The 13677-nt window shown below is 69.1% G+C and carries 8 protein-coding genes and 1 rRNA gene; 4 read left to right on the top strand and 5 right to left on the bottom strand.

Annotated features, from left to right (window positions below):
- The 4 genes from PUT80_RS45330 to PUT80_RS45315 all read right to left on the bottom strand — a co-directional run.
- Positions 1–104 (bottom strand): 16S ribosomal RNA (locus PUT80_RS45330); the annotation flags it as partial.
- Between the two features lie 681 nt (positions 105–785).
- Positions 786–2369, bottom strand: coding sequence for an amidase (locus tag PUT80_RS45325; protein WP_037815695.1), 1584 nt, complete (start codon positions 2367–2369; stop codon positions 786–788).
- A gap of 45 nt (positions 2370–2414) precedes the next feature.
- The gene (gene glnA / locus PUT80_RS45320) at positions 2415–3758 is read right to left on the bottom strand and encodes a type I glutamate--ammonia ligase (RefSeq protein WP_037368721.1); all 1344 of its coding nucleotides are present in this window, start codon (positions 3756–3758) and stop codon (positions 2415–2417) included.
- Between the two features lie 64 nt (positions 3759–3822).
- Complete coding sequence (locus tag PUT80_RS45315; RefSeq protein ID WP_275295823.1) at positions 3823–5112, bottom strand: MFS transporter; 1290 nt, start codon at positions 5110–5112, stop codon at positions 3823–3825.
- Between the two features lie 92 nt (positions 5113–5204).
- On the opposite strand from PUT80_RS45315, the gene PUT80_RS45310 reads away from it, so the two are divergent.
- Positions 5205–5840: an LppX_LprAFG lipoprotein gene (locus PUT80_RS45310; protein ID WP_238608458.1), complete on the top strand. Its 636-nt coding sequence runs from the start codon at positions 5205–5207 to the stop codon at positions 5838–5840.
- Positions 5841–5939: 99 nt separating this feature from the next.
- On the opposite strand, the gene PUT80_RS45305 is transcribed toward PUT80_RS45310, so the two are convergent.
- Entirely contained in the window at positions 5940–7562 is a 1623-nt protein-coding gene (locus PUT80_RS45305; RefSeq protein ID WP_205670295.1) for an alpha/beta hydrolase, read from the bottom strand.
- Between the two features lie 99 nt (positions 7563–7661).
- On the opposite strand from PUT80_RS45305, the gene secA2 reads away from it, so the two are divergent.
- From secA2 to PUT80_RS45290, 3 genes are all read left to right on the top strand, one after another.
- Positions 7662–10001 carry an accessory Sec system translocase SecA2 gene (gene secA2 / locus PUT80_RS45300; protein ID WP_275295822.1) on the top strand — a complete coding sequence of 780 codons (2340 nt, stop codon included), beginning with the start codon at positions 7662–7664 and terminating at the stop codon, positions 9999–10001.
- Positions 10002–10104: 103 nt separating this feature from the next.
- Positions 10105–11826 carry an NAD+ synthase gene (locus PUT80_RS45295; protein WP_037815705.1) on the top strand — a complete coding sequence of 574 codons (1722 nt, stop codon included), beginning with the start codon at positions 10105–10107 and terminating at the stop codon, positions 11824–11826.
- Positions 11827–12328: 502 nt separating this feature from the next.
- Positions 12329–12862, top strand: a complete 534-nt coding sequence (locus tag PUT80_RS45290; RefSeq protein WP_037815715.1) for a methylated-DNA--[protein]-cysteine S-methyltransferase — start codon at positions 12329–12331, stop codon at positions 12860–12862.
- The last annotated feature ends 815 nt before the right edge of the window (positions 12863–13677 follow it).

Below are 13677 nucleotides of genomic sequence, written 5' to 3'. Positions count from 1 at the left end.
CCGTTCGCCACTCATCCCCGGCCGAAACCGGTTCAGCGTTCGACTTGCATGTGTTAAGCACGCCGCCAGCGTTCGTCCTGAGCCAGGATCAAACTCTCCAACAATGAACAGTTCGATCGAGACTACTTCTCAATCATTTCTCAAAGGAAACCCCGACGAGGGGGTTTCATATAAGCTCTACTGGCTTAGTTCACTAGCACACTGTTGAGTTCTCAAGCAACACACCCCGAACCAGCCCCGGAATCAACCAGGCCAAGCTCGATGCGTTATTTCAAGCTTTTGGTCGAGCATGCCGGTACCTACAAGGCTAGTCGTAGGGAGTCGGCGGCCGCTCGTGGGCCGACGCTGAACATTACCTGGTCCGTTTCGCGGTGTCAACCCGCTCGGCCCTGGCTCCTGGTCGGTGAGGCTTTCGGCCCCGCCGGCCCGGTGTTCCTGGCGACGAAGAGAAGATTACATGCCTTCCAACCACCCGAAAACAGGGGGGTCACTTAACGGCATCGACCCTGGTCAGAGGGTTGCCAGCGGGCCGATTCGACCGCTTCGAGGGCCGCGGACCGCGCTCCGAAGGGCCCCGGAAAGGCCCCGAGTGACCCAGGTCTCCCCCATCGGGCGAGCCTCCTGCTGCCGAAGACCCCGGAACCAGACCCGATTCAGCAGGTCAGCGCCCTGCCCGGCCACCGCGGCGCAAGCCAGCTCGCCGGAAAGCAAGCCGCCGGCCAGTGCAAGGGCACTGACCGGCGGCCGCCACAAACCTTCACCCGCTCCGGGCAACCCCAACCGGATTACCCGGGCAGCTTCGGCAGATACCGGGGCGGAACCCGGACCGGCGCGACCCGCATGTAGTCCGCGGCCAGCGCGAGCATCTTGCCGTCCGTCCACTGTCCGCCCATGAACGAAATCCCCACCGGAAGCGGTCCGACCGAACCGGCCGGGACCGTCACGTCCGGGTAGCCCGCCACCGCGGCCGGCGTCGAGGACGGGATCACGTCGTTGTCGCCGACCTTGCAGTCCGTCTTCCAGGCCGGCGGGTTCGTCGGCGACGCGATCGCGTCCAGGTCGTACTTCGCGAGGGTCTCGTCCAGCGATCGGCGCGACAGGTCCGTCAGCTCCGCGCGGTTCTTCAGATAGGTCGGGTCCTGCGGGCCGGGTGCGGCGAGCGCCTGTTCGAACAGCTCCTGACCAGCGAAGCAGGTGCGTTCCAGCGGGTCGGCGCGGTTGTACGCGATGAGGTCCGCCAGGTTCCGCGGGCCGGTCGGCCGCGTGGCGAGGTACGCGTCGATGTCGCGGTGGAACTCGGTCAGCAGCGCCGGGAACTCCAGCTCGGAGAGCCGGTCCTGGTACGGCAACGTCACCTCGACGACCGTCGCGCCCGCGCGTTCCAGCGAAGCCTTCGTCTTGCTGACCACCGCATCCGTGTCCGGGCCGAGCACCGGCAGCCGCCACAGGCCGATCCGGGCGCCGCGCAGGACGCCGGGGCGGAGAAGTTTCGCGTAGTCGGTCGGCTGGGTCGACGGGTAGCGCAGGGTGGCCGGGTCGGACGGGTCGCGGCCCTGCAGCACCGAGAGGGTTAACGCGGTGTCGACGACGTTGCGCGCGATGGGTCCCGCCGTGTCCTGCTCCGCGGAGATCGGGACGACGCCGGTGCGGCTGACGAGCCCGAGACTCGGTTTGTGCCCGACGGTCGCGGTCATCCCGGCCGGGCACACGATCGACCCGTCGGTCTCGCTGCCGATCGCGACCTGGGCGAGCGACGCGGCGACGCCTGCCGCGGATCCGGCGGAGGAACCGCACGGGTTGTGGTCCAGGACGTACGGGTTGTTGGTCTGGCCGCCGACGCCGGACCAGCCGGAAGTCGGCTTCGCGGCGCGGAAGTTGGCCCATTCCGACAGGTTCGCCTTGCCGAGGATCACCGCGCCCGCGTCGCGCAGCCGGGTGATCAGCGTGGCGTCCTTGGCCGGACGGCTGCGCAGCGCGCGCGAACCGGCGGTGGTCTGCTGGTCGTGGGTGTCGACGTTGTCCTTGACCAGCACCGGGATCCCGTCGAGCGGACCGCGGGTGCGGCCGGTCCGGTGCCGGACGTCGCTGGCCGCGGCTTGCGCGAGCGCCGCCGGGTTGAGCGCGAGGACGGCGTTGACCTTCGGGTCCAGCACCCGGATCCGGGCGAGATACGCGCTGGTCAGCCGGGTCGCGGTGAGCTGCCCGGCCGCCATCCGGTGCTGCAGCGACGGGATGTCGGCGCGGTCGAGGTCGAAGTGCAGCTCGGCCGGGTCCGCGTGGTCAGTCTCCATCGCGACCGCCGGCGGCGCGGTGGCCAAGCCCGCCGCCGCGACCAGTGCGGCGAGTACGGCGGGCAGTCTTTTTCCCATGTTCCGATGCCTCCCCAACGTCGGAGCACGGCCCCGGGGTCCGGGTCAGAGCATCGGCAACAGGGTCCGGAGCTCGTACGGAGTGACCGCGCTCCGGTAGTTGTCCCACTCGACCCGCTTGTTGCGCAAGAAGAAGTCGTAAACGTGCTCGCCGAGCGCTTCCGGCAGCAGCTCGGACTTCTCCATCTCGGCGAGCGCCTCGCCGAGGTTCTGCGGCAACTGCGAGTAGCCGGCGGCGCGGCGTTCGGAATCCGACAGCTGCCAGATGTTGTCCTCGGCGGGCGGCGGCAGCTCGTAGCCCTTTTCGATGCCCTTCAGCCCCGCGGCCAGTATCACCGAGTAGGCCAGGTACGGGTTGCACGCCGAATCGAGCGTGCGGATCTCGACGCGCCGCGACGAGGCCTTGCCCGGCGAGTACATCGGCACGCGCACGAGCGCTGAGCGGTTCGCCCTCCCCCACGACACCGTCGTGGGCGCCTCGCTGCCGCTGATCAGCCGTTTGTAGGAGTTGACCCACTGATTGGTGACGGCGGAGATTTCCTTGGCGTAGTGCAGGACGCCGGCGACGAACGCCTTTCCGGTCTCGGAAAGCTCGTGCGGATCCTCCGCGTCGTAGAACGCGTTGCGGTCGCCTTCGAACAGGCTGACGTGCGTGTGCATGCCGGAGCCGGGCTGGTCGGTGAACGGCTTCGGCATGAAGGTCGCGCGCACGCCCTGGGTCAGCGCGACCTCCTTGACGACGTAACGGAACGTCATCACGTTGTCGGCCATGGTGAGGGCGTCGGCGTAGCGAAGGTCAATTTCCTGCTGGCCCGGCGCGCCCTCGTGGTGGCTGAACTCGACCGAGATGCCCATCGCCTCGAGGGTCTCGATCGCGTGCCGGCGGAAGTGCGTCGCGGTGGCGTGGCTGGCCTGGTCGAAGTAACCGCCGTTGTCGGCGGGCTCGGGCTCGCTGCCGTCGTCGGGGAGGTTGGCGAGCAGGAAGAACTCGATCTCCGGGTGCACGTAGCAGGTGAACCCGGCTTCGCTGGCCTTCGAAAGCTGGCGGCGCAGCACGTGCCGCGGGTCGGCCCAGGACGGCGAACCGTCGGGCATCGCGATGTCGCAGAACATCCGCGCGGAGTACGGGCCGCCGTCCGGGGTCTCCCACGGGAGTACCTGGAACGTCGACGGGTCGGGCTTGGCGACCATGTCCGACTCGTAGACGCGCGCGAAGCCCTCGATGGCCGAGCCGTCGAACCCGATGCCCTCGCTGAACGCGCCCTCCAGTTCGGCGGGCGCGACCGCGACGGACTTCAGGAATCCCAGCACGTCGGTGAACCACAGGCGGACGAAACGGATGTCGCGCTCTTCCAAGGTGCGGAGCACGAATTCCTGCTGGCGATCCATGGCCGAACCCTAACCAGCACGTGTTAACGCCATGTTTCACGGGTCACCCACAACGGCGGCGGATTCACGCCACCTGCGCGAGCTGGGTTTTCCCGGATTTCCTCGACCGGGTGATCGACAACGACGCGACCGAGGCGATCACCGCGAGCCCGGCGGCGACGTACCAGGCGATCGCGTAATCGCCGAACTGGTCCCGCACCGCGCCGGCGGCGGAGGCGGCGAACGCCGCGCCCAGCTGGTGGCAGGCGAAGACCCAGCCGAACACGATCGGACCGGCTTCCCCGAAGGAGCGGCTGCAGAGCGCGACGGTCGGCGGGACGGTCGCGACCCAGTCGAGGCCGTAGAAGAGGATGAACGCCCACATGCTCGGCTGGACCGAATTCGTGAACAGCTGCGGCAACAGGGCGAGCGAAACTCCCCGCAACGCGTAATAGATGCCGAGCAGGATCCGCGGGTCGACACGGTCGGTGAGCCATCCCGACGCGATCGTTCCCACCACGTCGAAGACACCGACCAGTGCGAGCAGGCTCGCCGCGGTCGTCTGCGGCATGCCGTGGTCGTGCGCGGCCGGGACGAAGTGCGTGCTGACCAACCCGTTCGTGGTCGCCCCGCAGATCGCGAACCCGACAGCGAGTAGCCAGAACGTCCGGGTGCGCGCGGCCTGGAACAGCACCGACAGACCACGGCGGACAGTGCCGACCTTCGGTGCCGGACGCGCCACTTCGGTGTCTTCGGGCGCTCCGTACGCGACAGTGCCGATGTCGGCGGGGTGGTCGCGTACGGCCAACAGCACGACCGGGACCACGGCGAGAGCCGCGATGGCGATGACCATGGACGCTGTCCGCCAGCCGTCGTCCGCCGCGAGCGACGCGATCAAGGGCAGGAAGATCAGCTGTCCGGTCGCCCCGGCTGCGGTGAGCACGCCGGTTACGACGCCGCGGTGGCGGATGAACCAGCGCGTCGCGACCATCGCGGCGAAGCTCATCGCCATCGAGCCGGTGCCGAGGCCGACGAGCACGCCCCAGCAGAGGATCAGCTGCCAGCTGGCGCTCATGAAGACGGTGCCGCCCGCGCCGAGCGCGACGACGCACAGCGCGGTAGCCGCGACCCGGCGAATACCGAACCGTTCCATCAGCGCGGCGGCGAAGGGCGCGAAGAGGCCGTACAGAACGAGGTTGACCGAGACGGCGGACCCGATCGTGGCGCGGGACCAGCCGAACTCTTCGTGCAACGGATCGATCAGGACGCCCGGCGCGGCGCGGAAACCGGCGGCGGCGAGGAGGGCGACGAACGCGGCCGCCGCGACGAACCAGGCGCGATGCAGGCGGCGGGCAGGACGGGTCTCAACGGTCACGAGCAGACAGTCTGGTGCGCCGGAAGCCTCGGTGACAGTGGCCGGAAGGACACTGTGCGAAAGGATCGGGCCAGCCAAGTAGGCTCTCGGCCATGCTCAGCCGACGTGTCCTGCCGGCGCTGCTGCTCCTCGGGCTGGTCGGCGGTTGCACCGCGGCACCCCCCTTGCCCGCGGCGGACGGGTTGCTCGCCGCCGCCAAGACGAACTTCGCCAAGGTCGCCAGTCTGCACTTCTCGGTCGGTGTCAACGGAGTGCTGCCCGGCCTGCCGATGACCAAGCTCGTCGGCAACGCGACCCTCAAACGCGGCGGGCAAGCGAGCGGCAGCGCGGAATTCACCGATCGGTCGTTCTCGTTCACCGTCTCCGGGCAGACCGCGACCACAAAGGACACGAAGGGTCGCGAAACGAACGGCCCCACGCCCTTCACCGTCGACCGGTTCCTCGGCCCGCACGGCGGGTTGATCCGGCTCCTCGACTCGCTCCAGCAGCCGAAAACCGAAATCCGCGAGACGATCCAGCACGTCGACGGCTACCGCGTCGGCGGAACCGTGCCCCAAGCGGTCGCGGCGAACCTGGTGCCGCAGATCCACGACGACGTGAACGTGAAGATCTGGGTGACGGTCGCCGAACCGCACCGGTTCGCACGGATGTGGCTGCAGGTGCCGCCAGCGACGAACCGCGACAGCCCGGTGATGTACGAGGTGCTGTTGACGGACCAGCAGCCTTAGTTCTTCCAGCGCTCGCGGCAAATCGCGCACGGCCCCGCTGGCTCGCGCAAGTCGTAGCGAGCATCATCGCCGCCACGGCTGTCGCGAGCCAGCGCAACCTCAGTTGGCCTTACAGCGCGTGCCGTCCGGAGGCGTGGTGCCGTCGATCAGGTACGCGGTGGCTGCCTTATCGACGCACGCGTTGCCTTGCAGGAACACCGTGTGCTGCGTCCCCTCGAAGGTGAGCAGTGATCCCTTCAGCGCCTTCGCGAGGTTCACGCCCGCCTGGTACGGCGTCGCCGGGTCGTTCGTTGTCGAGATCGTCAGCGTCTTCGGCAGGCCTTCAACGTTCGGTTCGTGCGGCTTCGACGTGTTCGGCACCGGCCAGAACGCACACGCGTCGCGGGCGGAGCTGGGTTGGCGGCCGTCGTCCAGGAAGGGCGCGGCCTTTACGTATTTCTCCTGGCCTTCGAGGATCTGCTTCGGATCGGTGACGCGCGGGTCGTCGACACAGCGGATCGCGACGAAGGCGTCTTGCGTGGTGCCGTAGCTGCCGTCCGGATTGCGCTCGTTGTAGATGTCGGCCAGCTTCTCCAGCGTGGCGCCGCGCTGCAGCTTCAGCTCGTTCAGCCCGGTGTTCAGGTACTCCCAGAGATTCTGCTGGTAGAGGGCCTGTATGGCACCTGTGGTGGCGTCGTCGTACGACAGCTTGCGGCCGTCGCCGACCGGAACCGGGAAGTCGATCAGCCGGCGCGTGAGGTCTTGAAACTGCTTCGTCGCGTCAGCCGGGTTGTTGCCGAGCGCGCAGTCCTGACGCGCCGCGCACCACTTCGCGAACTCGTTGAACGCGCCGCCGAAGCCCTGGCCCTGCGCGACGAGCGAGTCTTCCGGGCTCTGCGTCGGGTCGACAGCGCCGTCGAGGACGAGCGCGCGCACGTTCTTCGGGAAGGTCTCCGCGTACGTGGACCCGATGCGCGTGCCGTACGAGTAACCGAGGTACGTGAGCTTCTGGTCGCCGAGGACGCTTCGCAGCACGTCCATGTCCTTGATGACGTCGCGCGTGCCGACGTGCGCGAGCATGTCGTCGCCGTACTTCGTCCGCTGTGCGCACTTCGCGGCGAAGTCCTTCTGCTCTGTTTCCTGCTTCGTGACGCCCGCGGGAGAACCGTCGGTCTCGCTGTCGTCGGCGCGGTCGGCGTCGCGCTCGGGTCCGGTCAGGCATTGGATCTGCGGTTCGCTCGCGCCGATGCCACGCGGGTCGAAGCCGACGAGGTCGAACCGGTCGCCGAGATCGGACTTCGACACCTGGTCGATCAGGCCCGCCGCGGCGACCATGCCCGAAGCGCCCGGTCCGCCCGGGTTCACCACGAGCGAACCGATTTTCTCGCCCGGATCGCTCGCGCGGTGCCGCAGCACGCCGATGGTGATCGTCTGGCCGTCCGGTTTGTCATAGTTCAACGGAACGGTGAGGCGTCCGCACTCGATCCCCTGCGCCTTGAACGCCGACCGGGCGTCGGCCGAGGTCGCGTAGGGTGCACACGCGGACCAGGACATGCTCTGCCCGTAGAACCGGTCCAGTCCGGCGGGCACCGGGCCCACCGGAGCGTGCGATTCGACCGTCGGCGCGGACGCGGCCTGGTCGGGCTTGGACGTGCACGCCGCGAGCGTGGTCGCGAGCAGGCCGGCAGCCGCGAACACGACTAACGGATGGACTTTCGGGCTGGCGCTGGGATGACGGGACACGGTTTGATCGTGCCATCCGGGCGCGGAACTCGAACGCACCGTCGGCGCGTTGGGCAGTGCGGGTGCGACCGGAGACACATCGACACGAGGAGACCAGGGGTGGCACTGATCAGCCGAGTGGGCAAGCGGCTCCGCCGGATCATCCAGCGGCCGGGCAGCGTCGAGCTGACCCGCTACGAAGCGCTGCTGCCCGCCGTCGAGAAGCTCGAACCGGAGCTGGAGAAACTCGAGAACGCCGAGCTCACCGAGCGCGCGGGCAAGCTGCGGGACTCCATCGGCGGGGCCGCCTCGTTCACCGACAGCCAGCTCATCGAGATCTGCGCGCTCGGCCGCGAGGCCGCCCGCCGCGAGCTCGGCGAACGGGCCTTCGACGTGCAGTTGCTCGGCACCATGGGCCTGCTCACCGGCCACGTCGTGCAGATGGAGACCGGTGAGGGCAAGACGCTCGCCGGCGCGCTGGCCGCCGCCGGGTACGCGCTGCGCGGCCGCCGCGTGCACGTGGTCACGGTCAACGACTACCTCGCCTGCCGCGACGCGGAGTGGATGAGCCCGGTGTACGACCTGCTCGGCGTCACCGTCGGCTGGGTCGAACCGGCGCACTCGAAGGAGGAGCGCAAGGAGGCCTACGGCAAGGAGGTCACCTACGGCGCGGTCGCCGAAATCGGCTTCGACGTGCTGCGCGACCGCCTGGTCACGCACCCCGACGACCTGGTGCAGAAGGCTCCCGAGGTGGCGATCGTCGACGAGGCCGACTCGGTGCTGGTCGACGAGGCGCGCGTGCCGCTGGTCATGGCCGGTTCGATCGACCACAACGACGCCGACGAGGAGGTCGCCAAGATCGTCCGGCGGCTGCGGCTCGGCCTGCACTACGAAACCGACTCCGAGGGCCGCAACGCGTGGCTGACCAGCGCCGGCGCGTCGGTCGTGGAGAAGTCGCTCGGCGGCGTCGACCTGTACGACGAGTCCGGTTCGGACCGGCTCGCCGCGGTGAACGTCGCCCTGCACGCGCACGCCCTGCTCACCCGGGACGTCGACTACCTGGTCCGCGACGGCAAGGTCCAGCTGATCAACGCCGCCCGCGGCCGCGTCGCCGAACTGCAGCGCTGGCCGGACGGCCTCCAGGCCGCGGTCGAGGCGAAGGAGCAGGTCACGGCCACCGACCGGGGCGAAATCCTCGACTCGATCACCGTGCAGGCGCTGCTCGCGCGCTACCCCGAGGTCGCGGGCATGACCGGTACCGCGGTCGCGGTCGCCGAGCAGCTGCGCGAGTTCTACAAGCTCGAGGTCGCGGTCATCCCGCCGAACACCCCGAACGTCCGCGAGGACCTGCAGGACCGCGTCTTCGCCTCGCCGTCGCAGAAACTGCGCGCGATCGAGGAGGAGATCCGCACGGTGCACGAGACCGGGCGGCCGATCCTCGTCGGCACCCAGGACGTCGCCGAGTCCGAGGAGCTGGCGGAGAAGCTGGCGAAGGCCGACCTGCCGTGTGTCGTGCTGAACGCGCGCAACGACGCCGAAGAGGCCGCGATCATCGCCGAGGCGGGCAAGAAGGGTGCGGTCACCGTGTCCACGCAGATGGCGGGCCGCGGTACCGACATCCGGCTCGGCGGCAGCGACGGCGCGTCCCGCGAAGAGGTCGCCGAGCTGGGCGGTCTGCACGTGATCGGCACCGCGCGGTATCCCTCCAGCCGCCTCGACGGGCAGCTGCGCGGCCGGTCCGGACGACAGGGCGACCCGGGCAGCGCGATCTTCTTCGCGAGCCTCAACGACGACCTCGTGCTGTCGAACGCGCCGGACCTGCCGGACGGCATCGACGCGGACACCGATACTGGCGAGATCACCGACCCGGCCGCGCACCGGCAGCTCAACCACGCCCAGCGCGTCGCCGAGGGCGTCGACCTGGAGATCCACCGCAACACCTGGCGCTACACCCGGCTGATCGAGCGGCAGCGCGCTGAGCTGCTGGAACACCGCGACCAGGTGCTGCACACCGGGCTCGCGGCGGAGGAGCTGGAGAAGGCGCAGCCGGAGAAGTTCGCCGAGCTGAAGGAAAAGCTGGACGACGACGACCGGCTCGAGCAGGTGTGCCGCGAGGTCCGGCTGTTCCACCTCGACCAGCTGTGGTCGGACCACCTGGCGTACCTCACCGACGTGCGCGAGAGCATCCACCTGCGCGCGCTGGCCCGCGAGACGCCGCTGGACGAGTTCCACCGCGCGGCGATCCCGGAGTTCCACAAGATCATCGCCGAATCCGCCTCGCGGGCGGCGAAGACGCTCGAGGAAGCCGAGATCACCGACAACGGCCTCGACCTCGAGGACGTCGGCGTGCGGCGGGCGAACACGACGTGGACGTACCTGGTGCACGACAACCCGTTCGACTCGGACTTCGAGCAGACGGTCAAGAAGGTGCGCAGCATGATGCGGATGAAGAAGTCCTGATTCCTTCTTTCGGAGGGCCCCTCGCCGCGGGTGAGGGGCCCTCCGCCGTTCTCTGGCTCACCTCTGCGTAGTTTCTGTCGGTGCGGTGGGACAGAATGGCGGCATGCCGCAACTGCGCATCGCACTGGCCCAGGTCAACACCACCGTCGGCGACATCGACGGGAACACCGCGCTCACCGTCGAGTGGACCCGCAAAGCCGCCGAGGCGGGCGCGCACGTCGTCGTGTTCCCGGAGATGTCCCAGACCGGTTACCCGGTCGAGGACCTCACGCTCCGGCGCACGTTCGCCGACGCGTCCCGGCGCTCGGTGACCGAACTGGCGCGCCGGCTCGACGAGGCGGGCTGCGGCGAGGTGCTCGCGTACGTCGGCTACCTCGACCACGACGAGGTCGGCCCGCGCGACGCCGCGGCGGCGCTCTACCGCGGCGAGGTCGTGGCCCGGCAGTTCAAGCACCACCTGCCCAACTACGGCGTGTTCGACGAGCACCGGTACTTCAAACCGGGCACCGAACTCGAAGTGCTGCGGCTGCACGGCGTCGACATCGGCATGGTGATCTGCGAGGACATCTGGCAGGACGGCGGCCCGATCTCCGCGCTGGGCAAGGCCGGGGTCGACCTGGTGGTCGCGCCGAACGCGTCGCCGTACGAACGGTCGAAGGACGAACAGCGGCTGCCGCTCATCGCCCGCCGCGCAGCCGAAGCGGGCGCGCCGCTGGTGTACACGAACCAGGTCGGTGGACAGGACGATCTGGTTTTCGACGGCGACTCGCTCGTGGTCGGCGCGGACGGGACGCTGCTCGCGCGGGCGCCGCAGTTCGTGGAGCACCTGCTGGTGCTGGACTTGGATCTCCCCACTGCGGACGCATCGGCCACGGGCTCTTTCGACGGCTTGGAGGTCCACCGTCGGGTGCTGACCGATGCGCCGTTGCCCGCGTACGAACCGCTGTCGGCCCGGACAATCAGCGAGCCGCTGTCGGACGAGGCCGAGGTGTGGTCCGCGCTGGTGGTCGGGCTGCGGGACTACGTGCACAAGAACGGCTTCTCGACGGTCACGTTCGGCTTCTCCGGCGGAATCGACTCCGCGGTATGCGCGGCCCTGGCGGCGGACGCACTCGGCGGCGACAACGTGTACGGGGTTTCGATGCCGTCGAAGTACTCGTCCTCGCACTCCCGGGACGACGCTTCGGATTTGGCTGAGCGGATCGGCGCGCACTACCGGGTCGAGCCGATCGGCGAGATGGTCGATGTGTATGTCAACCAGCTGCAGCTGACCGGGCTCGCCGAGGAGAACATCCAGGCGCGGGTGCGCGGGATGCTGCTGATGGCTCTGTCCAATCTGGACGGACACCTGGTGCTGGCGACCGGCAACAAGACCGAACTGGCCGTGGGTTACTCGACCATTTACGGCGACGCGGTCGGAGCGTTCGCGCCGATCAAGGACTTGTTCAAGACACACGTGTGGCAACTGGCGCGGTGGCGGAACGAGGAGGCGGCCAAGCGAGGGGAAACGCCGCCGATCCCGGAAAACTCCATCACGAAGCCGCCGTCGGCGGAGCTGCGGCCGGACCAGAAGGACTCGGACTCGCTGCCGGACTACGAACTGCTGGACGACGTCCTGGACGATTACGTCGAGAACGACCGCGGCTACGCGGATCTGATCGAGGCAGGGTTCGATCCGGAGACGATCGACCGAGTGGTGCGGATGGTCGACCGAGCCGAGTACAAGCGGCGGCAATATCCGCCGGGCACGAAGATCACGTTCAAGGCGTTTGGGCGGGACCGGCGTCTTCCGATGACGAACGGGTGGCGGGAACGGAAGTCCTGAGCGGGGATTTCTGACGCTGGTTGTTGTTCGGACTCGGTTGGCCGGGCTGGCTGGGTTGGCTGGCGCGGTCGGCTGGGCTGGCCGGGCTGGCTGGCGCGGTCGGCTGGACTGGCTGGATTGGCTGGCGCGGTCGGCCGGTCTGGCTGGATTGGCCGGCGCGGTCGGCTGGATTGGCCGGGCTGGCTGGCGCGGTTGGCCGGTCTGGCTGGATTGGCCGGCGCGGTCGGCTGGGCTGGCCGGGCTGGCTGGCGCGGTCGGCTGGACTGGCCGGTCGGCTGGGTTGGCCGGGCGGCCGGGCGGGCCGGGTTGGCCGGCGCGGTCGGCTGGGTGAACTTGGCTGACCGGGATTTCCGGCTCCACGGCCTGGTTTTCGGCCTGGCTCGCTGAAACTCCGATGCCCGTCCGGCTCGCCGGGCGGGATCAGCCGCGTTGCTGAACGCGGCGGCAGGGTCATGTCGTTTTCTCGCCAGTTTCTGTCGGTGCCGGGTCGTACGCTGGCGATATGACGGTTGGGTACACGGTGTTCGACACCCCGATCGGGGCGTGCGGCCTCGCCTGGCGGGACGGTGCGGTGGTCGGAACCGCGCTGCCGGGGAGTACGGCTGAGCGGACTCGCGCGCACCTCGCGAAGCGCTTCCCTGATGCGGTGGAATCGCCGGTGCCGGAGGAACTGCGCGTGGTGGTGGATGACGTCGTCGCGCTGCTGTCGGGGGAGGCACGCGATTTGCGTGCGGCTCCGCTGGATTATCGGGATGTGCCGGAGTTCAACCGGCGGGCGTACGACGTCGCGCGGGCTATTCCGCCGGGGAAGGTGCTGACGTACGGGGACATCGCGCATCAGCTGGGTGCGCCGGGCTCCGCGCAGGCTGTCGGGCAGGCGATGGGGAGCAATCCGTTCCCGATCATCGTGCCGTGCCATCGGGTTTTGGGCGCGGGCAAGAACACTGGCGGCTTTTCGGCACCGGGAGGGGTCGAGACCAAGCGGCGGATGTTGGTGATCGAAGGGGCGTTTCCGGAGGAACCGACTTTGTTCTGACGCATCGGCTGCGGGAATCGGACCGGCCTCGGTGCCAGAACGACTTGGGCGTCGGCGCGCTCGGTCGGGTTCCAGCGGCACCCCCAGTGCCGCTGGACGCCGACCGAGCACGCCCTCAAACCTGCTGAGCCCAACCGAATTAATTGACTGCCCGGCTCCGCTTGCCTCCCCAAGTGCGGTCAGGCCAGATCGCTTGACTTCGCGGTCCCGGGCCCATCGGCGCGCCTCGGCGAGCCGACCTGCCAGCCCGCCGACGAGCGCTCCGGCTCCCCGGGGCAGTCCGGTCCGCTCATCAGCCAAGCCAGCTTCCCGACCGCATCAGCCACTGGGAAAAACCCGACCCGGGTAGCTCAGGCGCTGCTGCCGGAGCGACGACTCACCAAGCCAGCCCCTGGGCGGCCACACCAACTCCCCCGGCCGCCACCTGGCAGGCCTAACCGGCATGGCTCAGGCCCAGCTCGCGAAGCGATCGCCTCGCCGATCGATCAGCTGTCCCGACCGCGTCAGCCACAGGGAAACACGAGCCGCATGGCTCAGGCCCAGCCATCGGGGCGAGCGCCTCGCCGACCGCCCAAGCCAACTCCCCCGATCGCATCTGCCACCGGGAAACCCGACCCGCATCGCCCAACCCCAGCCATCGGAGCGAGCGCCTCGCCGACCGCCCAAGCCAACTCCCCCGACCGCGTCAGCCACCGGGAAACCCGACCCGCATCGCCCAACCCCAGCCATCGGAGCGAGCGCCTCGCCGACCGCCCAAGCCAACTCCCCCGACCGCGTCAGCCACCGGGAAACCCGACCCGCATCGCCCAACCCCA

This window comes from Amycolatopsis sp. La24, from assembly GCF_029087445.1.
Lineage (GTDB): Bacteria > Actinomycetota > Actinomycetes > Mycobacteriales > Pseudonocardiaceae > Amycolatopsis > Amycolatopsis nivea.
This window is presented reverse-complemented; position numbering and strand designations above follow the sequence as displayed.

Coding starts and splice junctions, on each gene's coding strand:
- PUT80_RS45310 (WP_238608458.1), top strand. CDS start 5,205: ATGCTCAGCCGACGTGTCCTGCCGGCGCTGCTGCTCCTCGGGCTGGTC.
- glnA (WP_037368721.1), bottom strand. CDS start 3,758: ATGGATCGCCAGCAGGAATTCGTGCTCCGCACCTTGGAAGAGCGCGAC.
- PUT80_RS45325 (WP_037815695.1), bottom strand. CDS start 2,369: ATGGGAAAAAGACTGCCCGCCGTACTCGCCGCACTGGTCGCGGCGGCG.
- PUT80_RS45295 (WP_037815705.1), top strand. CDS start 10,105: ATGCCGCAACTGCGCATCGCACTGGCCCAGGTCAACACCACCGTCGGC.
- PUT80_RS45290 (WP_037815715.1), top strand. CDS start 12,329: ATGACGGTTGGGTACACGGTGTTCGACACCCCGATCGGGGCGTGCGGC.